General features: G+C 61.3%; 15 protein-coding genes, 1 pseudogene and 2 riboswitches. All 16 genes and pseudogenes read right to left on the reverse strand.

Features of this window, described 5'->3' with window-relative positions:
- Positions 1–22: 22 nt before the first annotated feature.
- A pseudogene (locus tag V3C63_RS11710) lies at positions 23–229 on the reverse strand (DUF6485 family protein); the annotation flags it as partial.
- Positions 230–334: 105 nt separating this feature from the next.
- On the reverse strand, positions 335–955 hold the full coding sequence (locus V3C63_RS02200) for a GNAT family N-acetyltransferase (protein ID WP_329886171.1): 621 nt from the start codon (positions 953–955) through the stop codon (positions 335–337).
- Entirely contained in the window at positions 952–1,794 is an 843-nt protein-coding gene (locus tag V3C63_RS02205) for a putative ABC transporter permease (protein ID WP_329886172.1), read from the reverse strand. The genes V3C63_RS02200 and V3C63_RS02205 overlap by 4 nt, the downstream gene beginning before the upstream one ends.
- 140 nt (positions 1,795–1,934) lie before the next feature.
- Positions 1,935–2,759: a nitroreductase family protein gene (locus tag V3C63_RS02210; RefSeq protein WP_329886173.1), complete on the reverse strand. Its 825-nt coding sequence runs from the start codon at positions 2,757–2,759 to the stop codon at positions 1,935–1,937.
- Positions 2,760–2,946: 187 nt separating this feature from the next.
- Entirely contained in the window at positions 2,947–3,528 is a 582-nt protein-coding gene (locus V3C63_RS02215; RefSeq protein WP_329886174.1) for an ECF transporter S component, read from the reverse strand.
- An 89-nt stretch (positions 3,529–3,617) separates the two neighbouring features.
- Positions 3,618–3,752: riboswitch (FMN riboswitch) on the reverse strand.
- A gap of 68 nt (positions 3,753–3,820) precedes the next feature.
- Positions 3,821–4,258: an ACT domain-containing protein gene (locus tag V3C63_RS02220; protein ID WP_329886175.1), complete on the reverse strand. Its 438-nt coding sequence runs from the start codon at positions 4,256–4,258 to the stop codon at positions 3,821–3,823.
- 12 nt (positions 4,259–4,270) lie between these two features.
- Positions 4,271–5,572, reverse strand: coding sequence for a phenylacetate--CoA ligase family protein (locus V3C63_RS02225; RefSeq protein WP_329886176.1), 1,302 nt, complete (start codon positions 5,570–5,572; stop codon positions 4,271–4,273).
- A 148-nt stretch (positions 5,573–5,720) separates the two neighbouring features.
- Positions 5,721–6,587, reverse strand: coding sequence for a shikimate dehydrogenase (locus V3C63_RS02230; protein WP_329886177.1), 867 nt, complete (start codon positions 6,585–6,587; stop codon positions 5,721–5,723).
- The gene (gene epsC / locus V3C63_RS02235; protein ID WP_329886178.1) at positions 6,587–7,543 is read right to left on the reverse strand and encodes a serine O-acetyltransferase EpsC; all 957 of its coding nucleotides are present in this window, start codon (positions 7,541–7,543) and stop codon (positions 6,587–6,589) included. Before epsC ends, V3C63_RS02230 begins: the two co-directional genes overlap by 1 nt.
- Before the next feature lie 177 nt (positions 7,544–7,720).
- Positions 7,721–10,495 (reverse strand): L,D-transpeptidase family protein, encoded by a 2,775-nt coding sequence (locus V3C63_RS02240; protein ID WP_329886179.1) that lies wholly within the window; start codon positions 10,493–10,495, stop codon positions 7,721–7,723.
- An 84-nt stretch (positions 10,496–10,579) separates the two neighbouring features.
- On the reverse strand, positions 10,580–11,062 hold the full coding sequence (locus tag V3C63_RS02245; protein ID WP_329886180.1) for an ACT domain-containing protein: 483 nt from the start codon (positions 11,060–11,062) through the stop codon (positions 10,580–10,582).
- A 10-nt stretch (positions 11,063–11,072) separates the two neighbouring features.
- Entirely contained in the window at positions 11,073–12,275 is a 1,203-nt protein-coding gene (locus V3C63_RS02250; RefSeq protein WP_329886181.1) for an aspartate kinase, read from the reverse strand.
- 92 nt (positions 12,276–12,367) lie between these two features.
- Positions 12,368–13,099: a 2,3,4,5-tetrahydropyridine-2,6-dicarboxylate N-acetyltransferase gene (dapD, locus tag V3C63_RS02255; protein ID WP_329886267.1), complete on the reverse strand. Its 732-nt coding sequence runs from the start codon at positions 13,097–13,099 to the stop codon at positions 12,368–12,370.
- A 47-nt stretch (positions 13,100–13,146) separates the two neighbouring features.
- Entirely contained in the window at positions 13,147–13,914 is a 768-nt protein-coding gene (dapB, locus tag V3C63_RS02260; protein WP_329886182.1) for a 4-hydroxy-tetrahydrodipicolinate reductase, read from the reverse strand.
- A complete protein-coding gene (gene dapA, locus V3C63_RS02265; RefSeq protein ID WP_329886183.1) occupies positions 13,911–14,804 on the reverse strand; it encodes a 4-hydroxy-tetrahydrodipicolinate synthase in 894 nt (297 codons plus the stop codon). Before dapA ends, dapB begins: the two co-directional genes overlap by 4 nt.
- A gap of 59 nt (positions 14,805–14,863) precedes the next feature.
- Complete coding sequence (asd, locus tag V3C63_RS02270) at positions 14,864–15,952, reverse strand: aspartate-semialdehyde dehydrogenase (RefSeq protein ID WP_329886184.1); 1,089 nt, start codon at positions 15,950–15,952, stop codon at positions 14,864–14,866.
- A gap of 98 nt (positions 15,953–16,050) precedes the next feature.
- Positions 16,051–16,222: riboswitch (Lysine riboswitch) on the reverse strand.
- Positions 16,223–16,335: the final 113 nt, after the last annotated feature.

Here is a 16,335-nt window from a genome sequence, read left to right on the forward strand (position 1 = left end):
TTGGGCGCGCCTGCAGCACCGCCCGGGCAAAATCGATATAATGATAGGCTGGGCGCTTTCGGGGACCGACGGCGGCGTTAGAAAAACAGCTGGGAATCTCTTCTTCGAGCAGGTTCTTCGCGATACAGAGCGTGCAGCCCCGAGCGTGATTGGCGGGATGGTGCGGGCAGCCCCGATCGCTGCAGGTGCAAAAAGCCGCCTTGTGTTTGGCCGCCAGTGATGCATTCATGGTTTTCCTCTTTCTTTTAATCCTGGGCGCAGGAGCCGAACCGCAGGCTCTTTTGAAGGGGCGCCCGGCCCATCGCCACAGTCCGGCCCATCCGCCGGACTTTTTTCATGCGTTAACGGCCGCGGCCAAAGCCGCCGCCACCGTCTCGGCGGGCAGCTTGTCAAAGGGGATCGGCGGCGGCATGGGTGTCCGGTGTTCGCCGATGATCTTTTCCATCCAGATCATGTCGTACCAACGGGCAAATTTATAGCCGCATCGGCGAAAGGTCCCCGTCGGCCGATAGCCCAGATGCGCGTGGAAGGCCGCGCTGGCATCGGTGAGATAAGGATCGTCCGCCTCGGCGGGCATCCCGATGCAGGCGTAGAGATTGGCGATGCCCTGGCCCCGGCTGAGAGTTTCAAGCGCGGTGTAAAGTCTTCGCCCCCAGCCGCGGCCCCGGCGGTCGGCCGCGAGATAAATCGAGACCGCCGCCGACCAATCGTAGGCTGCGCGCCCCACAAACGCCCCGGTATAGGCATAGCCGGCGACGCCCCGCGCGTCCCGGGCCACCAGATAGGGATAGCGCGGCAGGGTGGCCGCGATGCGCCTGCGAAAATCGGCCGCTGCAGGCACCGCCGTTTCGAAGGTCACGGCCGTGTTTTGCACATAGGGCGCGTAAACCGCGAGCAATGCCTCGGCATCCGCCGGGGTCGCCACGCGGATCGCCCGCGTCGTCTCGTCCTTCATCGGCCATCTCTCCCTTTATCGGCCGCTTCCCGGCGTCGCATCGCTTCCCGCAGCTTCTCGCCCAAATTGAGCTCCGGCCGCCGGGGCTTAAAGCTGTGGATGCGGCTTAAGGTATGACGCTGGCCCCAGCTGAGTCTTGCCGCGCTGTGCGTCACCATTGCCTGCAGCCGGGCTTCGCCGCTTTTCACGCGGGCCTCGAGGGCTGCCCGCCTTTCCAAACCGGCATTTTCCAGGCGCGCCGGCACGCGGCTGACCGTTTCATAGGTTTCCTGCGCCCGCGCATTAAATTCGCGGTGGATGCGCGTCATATCGTCGATGAGTGCCGAGAGGCTCGCCTCGGTCAAGGCGACATCCGCGCCGAAAAGCAAGGCAAAGCCGATGGCAAGCCCTTCATAAACTATCGGCGGAATCGCGCCGTGAAGACCCGACGTCCAGGGCAGCAGATAACGCACCACCACGATCCCCGCCAGCCCAAAGCCCAGGCTCACCGGCAGGCAGATCCGCCCCTTCAGGTTGAAAGGCAGCCGGCTGTAGTCCCACCACCGCGCGTGGAAGCGGCGCTCCAGCACCCAGGAGGTGGCGTATTCCGCGACGGCGCTGCCCGCGGCGCAGATGATAAAAATCTGCCACAGCGGCGCCGGTCTCGAATTGATCCGGGAAAGCCCGCCGAACACCAGACTCGCCGTCACCACACAGCCGCCGTAAATCGGGCACACCGGCCCGAAGAGAAAGCCCCGGTCCTGCCAGTGGCGCTCGCTGATGGTGCAGTAGACGAATTCCCAAACCCATCCTAAAAAGCTGAAAAAAATAAATTCGACAAAATATTGTGAAATCGGCATCTCGTTATGGTTTCTCCTCGTTGTCCTGCATGAGGCCAGGAACAGCCCCATCTTTCATGTCCCGCACCAATGTCAGGGCCATCGGCATCCCGATATGCGTGCGCTTCGTTCATCACCGACCGCCGCGGAAAACGGATGGATCAGGGCTCCGCTTCATACGTTAAAACATACGTCGTGTGATCCGGGCAGGCGATGCCGGGATCGGCCGAAGCAAAATGTCCGCGCAGGCCGGCTTCTTTTGCCGCCAGTTCAAAATGGCACAGGGCGATGCCCAGATCCACTTGCTGAATATCCAGAGCCGCCTCCTTGGAAATCCGCCGGGAACGGCACTCATAAAAATGAACGCGCTGTCCGTCGATCACAACGCGCCAGGGCTGTTTATTGACGGCCGACGGGGCCAGCCGCACCATCTCAAGCGGATCGGCCCAATTCCCCGCCGCATCCGGAGCCAAGGGGCTCGCAAAATCGCCGACGAAAAACAGCCGTTCAAAGGGCAGGCGCGTGTCGGCTTTCACAGCCCTGCGCATGGCCCGCTCCCGGATCGAGCGCTTGGCCGCATAGCCCACCGGGCTCGCCGCCGGCATCATCTCGTCGCCCTGAAGCGCCATGGCCGCCTCGAAAGCCGGCCGATCGAGGGTGCCCGCGATCCACACCGTGCCCAGCCCCAGCGCCACCGCGCTCAAAAGCAGATGCTCAAAGCTGTAGCCATAGGCCGCCGCCGCGAGGGGCTGCGTTTTGACCTTGCCGGCCAGATAGGTCCTGGCTCCCGCAATCACCGGGCTGCTCAGCCTGTCGGACTCGGCATCAAGCCATCGAAAGGTCACCGGAGTCGTCAGCAGCCGGGGCGTCCCGGCCATAGCGCGTTCGAGCTCCGCCCGATGTGCCGGGCTCAAATCCCTCCCGTCAAAGGTGCGCACGCTCTTGCGCGCGCGGATCACGTCCGTCCATCGTTTATTTTCCGTCATGTTCAACCTCGTTCCTCAATTGATATTTTTGTCATGCCTCCAGTTTATCGATGATTCCCGCTTTTGCCAACCCAAATTTTCAAAAAAGCCGCCGCGCCCCTTGATCTGTCCCGCGGCCGCCCGAAAACGGGGCATAAAAAAACCGCCTCCGAGCGCTTCGGAAGCGGCTCACTTGAAGCCCGGCCCTTCAAGCTTTCGCTTTCTGGTTTTTCTTGCGGTTAAAATCCGCATCGGCAAAACGGGACACGGATTTGTACACCGCAAAGGTCACGATCGCATTGATTCCCGCCTTGATTAAATTGAAGGGAATGATGACCGGCACCAGCATGGCCGCCACCGCCGCCCGGGGCGTCCCCATGAAGATCGGCGTCATGATCAAATTCCAGGCGCACATCACCGCCGTCATCGTCATGATGCCGGCAAGCAGCGCGGCGACGGCCCCCCGGCGGGTGTGGAAACGGCTGTAAATCAGGCCGGCCACGATCACAAAGCTGCCCGTGGCGAAAAAGTGCATCAGGATGCCGATGATCCCGCTGGACGCCGACACGGTTAATCCCTGCACCACACAGGCCACCGCCGTGATGATGAGTCCGCCCAGTGGCCCGAACATAAAGGTCCCGATGAGAATGGGAATATCCGCCGGATCGTATTCCAGAAAGGGCGCCGCCGGAATGATCGGGAAGTGAATCAGGTAGACCAAAAGCACCGACATGGCGGCGAGAATGGCCATTTTAACCAAAAAATTTGTTTTGCGACTTTGGGCTGTCATTGGATCCTCCTGTTGTCTGTCTCGAAGCGCAGAAAAACCCGCTCACAAAAAAGCCCCGGCAAAAACCAGGGCATGGGAAACAAGGTCGTGCACCGTTTCTTTCATCCGGACTATACCGTCGGTTTCGGATTCACACCGAATCAGCTGGGAGCCGAAGCCCCGGCGCGCAGACTCGCTTTCGCATCACTGCCGGTGGGGAATCGCACCCCGCCCTGAAACAGACTGATATTTGATTGGTTTCAGTATAGTCATTTTCAAGGCTTTTGTCAACACCGCGCTGCGCGTCTGCGCGTCAGCGATCGAGCAGTTCGTCCTTTTCGAGCAGGATGATGCCCGGCGCCTCGGCGAGCACCTTGGCCGCGGCGTCGTTGTCGGCATCCATCACCTTGAGCACGATCACCGCGTTCTTGGTGTTCTTCGGCAAAAACGAATACGCATAGGCGATGCCGATGCCGGCCTCCGCCAGCACGTCGACGATGGCGCTCATGCCGCCGGGGCTGTCGGGCACTTCCGCCGCGAGCACCCGGGTCACGTTGGCCAGGATGCCGGCGCGCTTCAGCGACGCGAGGCCCGCGTCGGTATCCTGCAAAATCAACCGCAGAATCCCGTAATCCAAGGTTTCCGCGATGGTCAGCGAGCGGATGTTCACCTCGGCCCGGGCCAAAACCCGCAGCACCTTGCCGAGCTGGCCGGCCTGATTTTCCATAAAAACCGAAACTTGTCTGATCATTTTGACACCTCCTCAGATTTTGCGCAGATCGATGACGCGCTTAGCCTTGCCCTCGCTGCGCGCGATGCTCTTGGGCTCCACCAGCGTAATCTTGGACTTGATCTGGATGATGGACTTCACCCGGTCGGCGATCTTCGCCTTCATGGCCTCCAACTCGGTAACGGAGTTGATATCGGTGTCTTCTTTGAGTTCCACCTTGATCTCCAGCGTGTCGAGAGCGCCTTCACGCCGCACGATGAGCTGATAGTGCGGTTCCACGTCGCCGGTGTCGAGCAGGGCCGATTCGATCTGGGTCGGGAAGACATTAACCCCGCGGATGACCATCATGTCGTCGGTGCGGCCGGAGAGACGCGCGATGCGGCGGTGGGTGCGCCCGCAGCGGCAGGGCTCGTCGACGATGTGGGTCAGGTCGTGGGTGCGGTAGCGCAAAAGGGGCATGCCCTCCTTGGCCAGGGTGGTGATCACCAGCTCTCCTTCTTCGCCGTCGGGCACCGGCTCGCCGGTGTTCGGATCGACGATTTCAAAATAGAAAAAGTCCTCCCAGAAGTGCAGGCCGTCCTGCTCTTCGCACTCAATGGCGACACCCGGCCCGCAGATTTCGCACATGCCGTAAATATCGAAGGCCTTGATGGCCAGGCTTTCCTCAATGGTTTTGCGCATGTTTTCCGACCAGGGCTCCGCGCCGAAGATCCCAGCTTTAAGTGGCAGCGCGGCCGTGTCGATGCCCGCGTCCCGGAAGACCTCGCCCAGATAGCTGGCGTAGGAAGGGGTGCAGGTCAGATGGGTGGCCTTGAAATCCTGCATCAGCATGATCTGGCGGGCAGTGTTCCCGCTGGACATGGGAATCACCGACGCGCCCATGCGCTCGGCGCCGCCGTGGATCCCGATGCCCCCGGTGAACAGGCCGTAGCCATAGGCGTTGTGGATGACGGCGTGCTCGTCCGCGCCGGCACCAGTAAGCCCGCGGGCCACACATTCGGCCCACATGGCCAGATCGTTGTGGGTATAGCCGTCGCAGACGGGCTTGCCCGTCGTCCCGGACGAGGCCTGCACCCGGGCAATCTGCGACAGGGGCTCGGCCAGCATGTCATAGGGATAGCCATTCCGCAGATCCTCCTTCGTGGTGAAGGGCAGCCGGCGAATGTCTTCCAGACTGTTGATGCTCTCTGGCCCGACGCCCAGCGCCTGCAGCTTTTCCCGATAAAAGGGCACCCGGGCGTAGACCTTGTCCACCGTCTTCTTCAGCCGGTCCAGCTGCAGCGCCCGGAGCTGCTCCCGGGGCATGCGCTCAAAGGTTTCATTCCAATATTTCACACTTTCCTCCTCCGCTGATGCGAACCTGCCGCCAAAAACTGGCGCCTGTCATTAAAAAATCCCCGTGACTTCTGCCACAGGGATCCCACGCGTAACATTGTATCCATAATACTTAAAAGTCCGGAAGATGTCAAGCCGGCCGGCGGCCTTAAACGCCGAAGACCGCCGCCCGGACCGCGGCCACCGGCATCGGGCGGCCAGTCCACAGGGTGAAGGCTTGGGCGCCCTGCCACAGGAGCATCGCCAGGCCGTCCAGCGTCGGGCAGCCGGCCTCCGCCGCCATGGCGAGCAGCCGCGTCTGAACCGGGTTATAGACAAAATCCGCCACGACCGGCCGGCGGGCCAGCCAGCGGGCGTCCGGCAGCACGCAGGTCTCGGGGCGGGGCGCCATGCCCAGCTTCGTCCCGTTGATCACCAGGTCTGCCTCGGCCACCGCCGCGCGGAGCGCCCCGGCGTCATCCAGGGCATAGGCCCGCGCCGCACAGCCGGTCTCGGCCACAATCGTCTCGGCCAGCACCCGGGCCTTGGCCGCCGTCCGGTTGAAAATCGTGAGCTGCGCCGCCCCGTCAAGGGCAAGCTGCACCGCCACGGCCCGGGCTGCGCCCCCGGCGCCGAAAAGCGCCACCTGCTTGCCCGCCGGATCGAAGCCGCGGTCGACCAGCGCCGCGGTAAAGCCGGAGCCGTCGGTGATATGCCCGATCAGCCGGCCGTCCTGCACCACCACGGTATTCACGGCACCGACGATGCGCGCCGCCGGCGACAGCGCATCACAAAGAGCCGCCATCGCGGTTTTGTGGGGCATCGTCACGTTCCAGCCCGCGGCCCCCAGGGCCACAAGCCCCGCCGCTGCCGCCGCAAGCTTCTCTGGCGCCACCTCAAAGGCGAGATAGGCCGCGTTCACACCCGTCGCGGCAAAGGCCGCGTTGTGGATCGCCGGCGACTTTGAGTGGGTCACCGGGCTGCCCAGCAGCCCGATCAGCCGGGTCGCGCCGTCAATGGCCGGGCGCGCCGCCATCAACGATCCTCCGCCCAGTTAAAATCGTCGTGGTACGCCTCGATCGTGCCGTTGTCCATTTGCAGTTCCGGGTCCTTAATGGAAACCTTGCTGCACGGCGGAATAGGCTGGATGATAAAGCAGTTGCCGCCGATCACCGAATCGTGGCCGATCACCGTCCGGCCGCCGAGCACCGACGCTCCGGAATAAATGGTTACCCGATCCCCGATGGTGGGGTGGCGCTTGGCCCCCCGCAGGGACTGCCCGCCCCGGGTGGACAACGCGCCGAGGGTCACCCCTTGATAGAGCTTGACCTCGTCGCCGATTTCCGTGGTCTCCCCGATGACGATGCCGGTGCCGTGGTCCATAAAGAAGGATTTGCCGATGGTCGCCCCGGGGTTGATGTCGATGCCGGTGCGGCTGTGGGCGTATTCCGTCATCATCCGGGGGATAATCGGCACTTCGAGCCGCTCGAGCTCGTGGGCCAGGCGAAACACCATCATCGCAAAGACCCCGGGATAGGTCAAAACGATTTGGTCGAGATCCTTGGCCGCCGGATCGCCGTCGTAGGCGGCCTGCACATCCAGGGTGATCATCTCCCGCACCGCGGGAATCCGGTTCATGAATTCGCAGCTGACTTCCTCCGCCCGGTCCTCCAGCAGGGGCCTGTCCACCCGCAGCGCCGGATCCTTGGTGTCGTTGGCCCGAATCAGGGCCAGACGCACCTGCCGGTGCAGCCGCTCTTCCACCGTCATCATCAGATCGCCGATATAATACTGCAGGGTGCAGTCAAAAAGCTCCCGCCTGCCGAAATGCCGGGGATAAAAAAGCTCGCGCACTTCGTTAATCAGCAAAATGACCTCGCTGCGCCGGGGCAGCGCCGCCGAGGTGTAAGACATATAGGCGTCATCTTCCCGATAGATCGCCACCATCTCTTTGTTGAGCTGGGTAATCTGCCTGTTAAATTTTCTGCTCACCGCATTTTCTCCTTATTTTCGCCTTGCATTCAATGCCTTCAATCGGGCAGCCGGGCACCGGCTGCCGCTTGTCGTTTTAATTTTTATTGTACCGTTCTGAGCCGGCGGCGTCAATGGAATTCGCCGCCATTAAAAAACCCCGCATTGCGGGGTAAGCGCCGGAGCGCTGTTTGTGTTTTAGTAATAGACGACGACCGGCGTGCCGGTTTCCACATTGGCGTAAACCTGCGGCACCTGTGACGGCGGGGTGTTCACGCAGCCGTGGGAGCCGCCGCCCCGGTAAATGGCGCCGCCGTAAGCGCTGCGCCACCAGGAATCGTGAATACCCTGGCCGCCGTTAAAGGGCATCCAGTAGGACACCGGGGTTTTGTAATCCTCCCCTTTAAGCGTCGCGTGACGCGCCTTATAGGCGATGTAATACACGCCGGGGGTCGTGCCGTGGCCGGCAGCCGTGTTGCCGGTGACTATCGCCGTGCTCACCACCTGCCGACCGTTCTTATAAACCCACATGTGCTGCTGGGCAATCGACACCTCCACATAGGAATCGCCGATGTCCTCGTAGATGCTCTTGCGGGTCTTGCCTCTTTGTTTATAGGCCGGCTCGCGATTGACCGCGTTGCTGGACTTGATATCGGCGACGAGCTGCTTCAGCTCGGCATCCCGGTCGATGCGCCAGCCGTAGCTGCCGCCGTTCACCGTGATGGTGTTGCCGCCGCTGGTTTTAAAGGTGTGCTTGCCATAAGCCGTGTTGGTCCTCAATGCCAGCTGATACAAATAATCCGCCGCCTTGGCCTCGTTCACCGTCACGTTCATGTTGCCGTCCACGGTGAGCCAGGAGCCGAACACCTTGCTGTCCACCACTTCATTGTCCGAGCCGAACATATAGGTGATCTTGGCTTTAGCATATCGCTTCATCACCTTGGCGGCCTGCTTGACCGCCGCCGAATCTTTATGGTATTTCGGCTCGACATAGCAGCGGTCCCTTTTCAGGTCGATGGTTTCATCGCCGGTGGCCACGGCTTTAAGGATCGCGGTCTTCAGCCGGGCTTTATCCAGCCGGTTGCCCGTCACCGCGGCTTTAATGCGCACGTCGCCGTCTTTTTCAACCACCGGCCGCGCGTTTTGCGCGTCGGTCACCTGATCGCCGGTGACCAGATTGAGCATCGAGACCACCCGGTTCACCTTGGTTTCGTTATAGCGGATCGCGGAAACCGCATGCTGATCCTTCCGGAAGAACATCGCCGGCCAGGCAAAGCTGTTCTGCCCGGTCAAAAGCTTTTGCAGGGCCGCGTCCCCCTTGTAGGCGATGCCAAGCGCACCCGCCGTCACTTTTTCCACATGGTTGTCCTTGCCCTTGAGCACCAGGCGATAGGTCGCCGCCTTGTTCTGAACGGTTTCCTGCACGGCCGCCGGCGACCGGTTACCCGCCGCCACGCCGTTGATCGTCGTCCCGGCGAAGAAATGCCCGTGATAAAAGGCTGCGCCGGCAAAATAAATCACCGCGAGCACGGCGATCGCCACGCCAGCGATCAATCCGCCTTTTTTCCGCTTTTTCACGGGCGGCGCGGATGCAGGTGTCTCGAACGCACCGAGATCGATGGTCCGCCCTTCAGCCGCAGGTGTTTCGGTCGCCCTTGCACCGTCGGCCGCAACCGCCTCGGCATTGCCGGCCGCTGCCGCTTCGGCGGGAACGGCTTCCGCAGCGGGCTCTGCCGTTTCCGGCTCGGGGAATTCGGTTAAATCCTGCGCCTGTCCCCGCAAGCGGTTATTCGCAATCGCCTCCGCATCGGATGCCGTTGCTTCGCCGGCTTCCAAAACCTCGGCCGTCGGTTCTTCCGCCGCGTCGGCCGGGGCCCCGGGCATCTCCGATGGCGCGACTGCTTCGTCTGAGTCCGTATCTTCTTCCGTCGCCGCTTCGGCGGCGATAGCTTCGTCGCCCGTCGATGCATCCGCCGCTTCGGCTTCAGCCGCCATCTCTTCCGACGGCGCTTCCTCTTCGGGCCGCACCGTTTCATCGGCCGGTTCCGTCACTTCCGACGGCGTTTCGTCCGGCGCTTCGGTGACCGCTTCTGTGTCTGACGATTCGGTTATCATGCTTTCGTCAGCGTCGGTGTCGCCACTGTCCGAATCTTCTGCCGGCGTTTCTTCGTCATAAGCGGTTTCATTCGCTGCGTCGGTGTCGCCGGCCACCTCATCTGAATCCGCATCTGCGATTCCCTCAGACACCACGGCTTCGCCGTTTTCAGAATTCTCAGTCGTCACCGGTTCTTCTGCCGCATCGGTTGGGACCGCAGGTTCGACCGGCGGCGCTTCCTCTTCGGGCCGCACCGTTTCATCGGCCGGTTCCGATGCTTCCGACGGCGTTTCGTCCGGCGCTTCGGTGACCGCTTCTGTGTCTGACGATTCGGTTATCATGCTTTCGTCAGGGTCGGTATCGCCGGCCCCTTCGTCTAAATCCGCGATTTCGTCCGCGCTTTCTTTAGACGCGACCGATTCGTCTGAGTCCGTGTCTTCTTCCGCCGCCGCTTCGTCGCACACCGATGCGTCCGCCACTTCGGCTTCAGCCGCCATCTCTTCCGACGGCGCTTCCTCTTCGGGCCGCACCGTTTCATCGACCGTTTCCGCCGCTTCCGACGGCGTTTCGTCCGGCGCTTCGACGATTACATCCGCGGTCTGCGTTTCTTCATCCGCCGCATCAGGGGCATCCGCCGCTGCGTCGTCAGCCTCGGCCGCGTCCTCACGATCGGCGGCACTTTCGGCATCATCTGCTGATGCGTCGGCCGCTTCGGCGTCCGCGTCAGGCGTTTCCGTCACGCCCCCCTCTTCCAAAAACCGAGCGGTGTCGCCGCCGGCCTCCGGAGGAGACGCTTCGCTAACGGGCATGGATGCTGCCTGCGCTTCGACCGGCGCCTCAGCGACCGCCGGGTTTTTTTTCATTTCATCTTGAGCCATTTTTCTGCTCCTACTTCAAAATTGGAAAAATTATACCATACCCCATCCCGCTTTGCACGACGTCAGCGGCCAAATTCTGTAACATTATTGTAACTGAAAGGCGGCCTGAATCGCCGTCGCTGCCTTTTTGGCATCCTCGTTGCGGACGATGCAGGAGATGCAGATCTCCGACGTGGTGACCATCATCACCTGGATGTCGTTGTCGGCGAAGACCTGCAGATAGCGTGCCGCCACCCCGGACTGGGTGCGCATGCCGATGCCGTGCAGGTTGAGCCGGGTGATGTTCTTGTTGACCGCAATGCCGATCATCTTGAAATCGCCGCCGAGATCATTGGCAATCTCGCGCACCGCAGCCATGTCCCGCTCGGGCACGAGCAGCGACACGTCAAAGGTTTCGCCCACCGGCGCCGTCCGGGAAATCACGTCCACGTTGACGCCGGCTGCCGCCAGATCGTCCAGCAGGCGGCTCATGATGTTTTTGTTGAAGGGCACCGCCTTCAGGGAGATCATCAGGCTTTCGCAGTCGATGGACAGGCTGTCCACCGGATGTTTTTCGATATTAATCACATCGCCCTCCTTATAATTCAAAGCCGTCGGCCACCGCCATGACCGCCCGCTCTCTGGCCTCCGCCGGGATCATGCAGGAGATGCGGATGTCCGAGGTGGTGACCATCAGAATCGGAAAGTGCTGATCCGACAACAGCTTAAAAAATCTACTGGCGACGCCGGGGTGCGCCTTCATGCCGCTGCCGACCACCGACATCTTCACCGCGTCCTCGCGCATATCGACGGCCGTCTGAGGATAAGCCGCGTGGAATTCGGCCAGCGCCTTTTCCAGCGCGTCGATATCGTCGTGAGAGGCCGAAAAGGAAATGTGCATCCGATCGGCGATCGGCGCGGTCTGGCTGATCATGTCGACGTTGATGCCCGCCGCGGCCAGCGCCGAAAAAAGGCGCGCCGAGATGTTCACGTCGTAGGGCACGTTTTTGATCGAGACCATCATCTCGTCGTTATAGACCGCCATCCCGGTGATGGGCTTTTGGGTCGCGGCGGCGTTCGCCGTGATTAACGTGCCGGGCACATCGTGGATGCTCGACGCCACGGTGATGTCCGCGTTGTATTTGCGGCCGAGCTCGATGGAGCGGGTGTGCATCACGCCGGCGCCGAGGCTCGCCATCTCGAGCATCTCGTCGTAGCTCACCACGTCGAGCTTTTTCGCCGGGGGATACAGCCGCGGATCGACGCCGTAGATCCCGTCCACATCGGTATAGATTTCGCAGGGACAGCGCAGCACGCAGGAGAGCGCCACCGCCGAAGTGTCGGAGCCTCCCCGGCCCAGGGTGGTGATGTCGTCGTTCTCGTTCACCCCCTGAAAGCCGGCGACGATCACGACGTTGTCGTCGGCCAGCGCCTGGGTGATCTTGGTGGTGTCGATGTCCATGATGCGAGCGCGCCCGTGGACACCCTCGGTTTTGATGCCCACCTGGGGCCCGGTGAAGGAGATCGCCTTATGCCCCATTTCGGCCAACGCCATGGAGAGCATGGAGATGGAAACCTGTTCGCCGGTGGCGAGCAGCATATCCATTTCGCGCTTCGGCGGCTTGTCGTTGACGGCGTAGGCCATGGCCACCAGCTGGTCGGTGCTCTTGCCCATCGCCGAGACAACCACCACCATGCGGTTGCCCTGTTCCTTCTTGGCAATGATGCGTCTGGCCACATTTTTGATGCGGTCGATCGTCCCCATGGACGTGCCGCCGTATTTTTGAACAATCGTATTCATCGGATTTTCCCTTTGCGTTTGTCTTGATTTTTCCTTTAACACCACAAAAAGCGGCGCCAAAGCACCGCCTTTAAAAGGCCGGCGACGAGCGCTTAGCCGCGCAGATCGTCGAGCAATTCGGTTTTCGATTCGGTTTTTTCGTCCTTTTCCTTGACGATCTTCGCCGGGCTGCCGGCCACCACCGCGCCGGCCGGCACATTTTCGGCGACCACGGCCCCGGCGGCGACCACGGCCCCGGCGCCCACGCGCACGCCCTCGAGCACGACGGCATTAGCGCCGATGACCACGCCGTCCTCGATCACGACGGGATCGCTGGAGGGCGGCTCCAGCACGCCGGCGAGCACCGTGCCCGCGCCGATGTGGCAGTTCTTGCCGACGGTGGCGCGCGCGCCGAGCACCGCGTTCATGTCGATCATCGAGCCCTCGCCGACGGCGGCGCCGATGTTGATCACCGCGCCCATCATGATCACCGCGTTCTTTTTGATCTGCACCCCTTCGCGGATATAGGCTCCCGGTTCGATCCGGGCGTCCACATGCGTCATGTCGAGCATCGGCACCGCAGAGTTGCGGGCGGCGTTTTCCACCTGGCAGAAGGTCAGCTTGGACGCGGTCGCCTCGATGAGTTCGGCCACGGCGTCGCTTTCTCCCAGCACCACGCAGGCCGAGGGAATTCCAAAATAATTAAACCCGTCGAGATCCTGTTCCCGCAGATAGCCGCGCAGGTACGCCTTGACCGGTGTGCTCTTCTGCACTTCCTTGATGTATTTCGCGATCTGATAGGGATCTTTTAAATCGTATTTTTCTTTAATTTCTTCGTTGGTCAATGTTGCTTTCTCCAAAATGTTTTTCTGTCTTGTTTGTCGTTCGCGCTTCACGCTCCGATCACATCGCTCATATCGTAAAGGCCGTTTGATTTCGTGATGAGAAACCGGGCCGCTGTCAGGGCGCCGTTGCCGAAAATCTTGCGGGAAAGCGCCGTGTGTTTGATTTCGATCAGCTCGTCGTCCCCGGCGTAAAGCACGGTATGTTCGCCGGCGATGGTGCCGCCGCGAACAGCGTGGATGCCGAGCTCGTCCGGGGTGCGCTTGCAGTCGCGGCCGCTCCGGCCATAGGTGTAGCGCCTGGGGACGCCGCCGTCCGCCTCGATGCCGGCATTCACCGCGTCTGCCAGCAAAATGGCCGTGCCGCTGGGGGCATCCACCTTGCGGTTGTGATGCTTCTCGACAATTTCGATGTCGAAGCCCGGCGCGAGCAGCCCCGAGATTCTTTGAAGCACGTCCGCAATGACGTTGACCCCGAGGGACATGTTCGCCGTTTTGAAAATCGGGAACAGCTTGGCCTTTTCGGCGATGCGCGCCTTGTCTTCGCCCGTGAGGCCGGTGGTCGCAATGACCAGCGGCAGCCGGCGCTTTTCGGCAAAGGCGATCACCTTTGGAAAAGCGGAAAAGTGCGAAAAGTCGATGATCACATCGGCGTCTTCGGTGCAGGCGTCGAAGTCCGCGTAAATCGGAAAGGCGCCGGCATCGCCAGACTTCTGATCGAGCCCCGCCACCACGGTCACGTCGTCGGCCGCGGCCGCACAATCGGCCACCACCCGGCCCATATGGCCGGCCGCGCCGGAAAGTATCACCTTCATCATCCGATCAGCCCCCCGTACGCTTTGAGCGCTTCTGCCAGGCGGGCCTTGTTGGCTTCGCCCATGGGCACCAGCGGCAGCCGCATCACGCCGGTGTCAAGCCCCATTAGCGCCATGGCCGTCTTCACCGGAATCGGGTTGTTTTCGTAAAACATCGCCCGGTTGAGGATGTTGGTCTTTCGCATGCGGGCTCTGGCGTCATCCATGTCGTCGGCCAGGCAGGCCGCGGCCAGCTCGTGCATGGCCTTCGGCGCGATATTGGCCGTCACAGAAATCACGCCCTTGCCGCCCAGCGCCATGATAGGCAGCGTCTGATCGTCGTTGCCGGAATACACGTCGAAATCGTCGGCAGCCGTCAGCTCGATCACCTCGGCGATCTGGCTGATATCGCCGCTGGCTTCTTTGATGGCCTGCACCGTCGGCAGCTTGGCCAGGCGGGCCGTGGTCGCCGGCAGGATGTTGGAGCCGGTGCGGCTGGGCACGTTATAGACGATCAGCGGCAGCGCGCAGCTGTCCGCGATGGCCTTGATGTGCTGATAGATCCCTTCCTGGGTGGTTTTGTTGTAATACGGGTTGATCACCAGCGCCGCATCGGCCCCAAGGCTTTCGGCGTATTGGGTCAGCCCGATGGAATAAGCCGTGTCGTTGGAGCCGGTGCCCGCAACAAAGGGCACCCGGTGATCGATGCATTCGCCGGCGACTCGGAGCACTTCGCGGTGTTCTTCGTCGCTTAACGTCGAGCTTTCGCCGGTGGTGCCGCAAATCAGCAGCGCGTCTGTGCCTTCGGCAATATGCCGTTCAATATTGGCCTTCATCGTGTCGTAATCCACTCGCCCGCTTGTATCAAACGGGGTGATCATCGCCACGCAGGAACCTGTAAAAATAGTAGCCATTGCTTCCTCCTTAATTCGTGATGGGGCATCGGCCATGCGGTCGATACCCGCCGCGTTCGTTACGCTTCTTTGGATGCGATATAGCCTTTCGCGCAGAGATATTCCGCCGCTTCGACCCCGCCGCCGGCCGCGCCGCGCAGCGTGTTGTGGGAAAGGCCGACGAATTTCCAGTCATAAACGCTGTCTTCCCGCAGCCGCCCGATGGAAATGCCCATGCCGTTCTCGAAATCGACATCCTTCGCGACCTGCGGCCGATCGTCGTCTTCCAGATACTGGATGAAATGCGCCGGCGCCGAAGGCAGCCGCAGCGTCTGGGGCCCGCCGCTGTAATTTCTGAGCGCGCCGACCAGCTCGTCTTTCGTCGGATGCTTGCGAAATTTCACAAAGACCGCGGCCGTGTGGCCGTTGAGCACCGGCACGCGGATGCACTGGGATGTGATCGCCATCCCCTCGGCCTTTTCGATGTGATCGCCGGCAACCCGGCCGAAAACCTTGAGGGGTTCCTGCTCGGATTTTTCTTCTTCCCCGCCGATGTAGGGAATGATATTGCCCGCCATTTCCGGCCAGGTTTCAAAGTTTTTGCCCGCGCCGGAAATCGCCTGATAGGTGGAGACGATCACCTCGTAGGGCTCGAAGGCCTGCCAGGCGGCCAGCGCCGGCGTATAGGACTGGATAGAGCAGTTGGGCTTGACCGCGACAAAGCCGCGCTTCGTGCCCAGCCGTTTTCTCTGCGCGCCAATGATAGCGTAGTGATCGGCGTTGATTTCCGGGATGACCATCGGCACGTCCGGCGTCCAGCGGTGGGCCGAGTTGTTGGAGACCACCGGGATTTCCCGCTTGGCATAGGCTTCTTCAATGGCGCGGATTTCGTCTTTCTTCATATCGACGGCGGAGAAGACAAAATCCACCTGCGCCGCAATGGCGTCGATGTCCTGCACGTCCGCCACGGGCATGGTCGCCGCGGCTTCCGGCATCGGCCCTTCCAGCTTCCAGCGGCCGGCCACCGCCTCGCCGTAGGTTTTCCCCGCGGATCTGGCCGACGCGGCCAGCGCGGTCATCTCAAACCACGGGTGGCCGGCCAAAAGCGTCACAAAGCGCTGGCCCACCATGCCCGTGGCTCCCAAAATTCCGACTTTATATTTTTTCATGGCGATCCTCCTTACCTGCGATCCCAATTTAAATCCCCCTGCGTAAAAAAAGGCCAGTAAAGATACCGGCCGCGCAAAATCAAATCCTGTGTTTGCTTGTGTTTGACAGCCCCCCGCCTGACGGCGACAGTCCCGGCGATGTTCTCGACGGCCCCAGCAATCACCACAGCAGGCAGATGACACTTCGGCGTCTTTTCCTTTCCGCGGTGGTCCCTTCGCCCTGCTGCGATCGCCCCGCATACTCTTAAAAAACGCGCCTCTATCTTTACATATTCGATTGATAATTTTTATTTTATCAGAAAGCCCCCGCCTTGAAAAGCCCCGGATGCAAATTTAAAGCAAAGTTTACAATTCTTTGACCCTGTATTTACATCATTTTCAAA

Origin of the sequence: Pseudoramibacter faecis, assembly GCF_036289405.1 — a bacterium.
GTDB lineage: Bacteria > Bacillota > Clostridia > Eubacteriales > Eubacteriaceae > Pseudoramibacter > Pseudoramibacter faecis.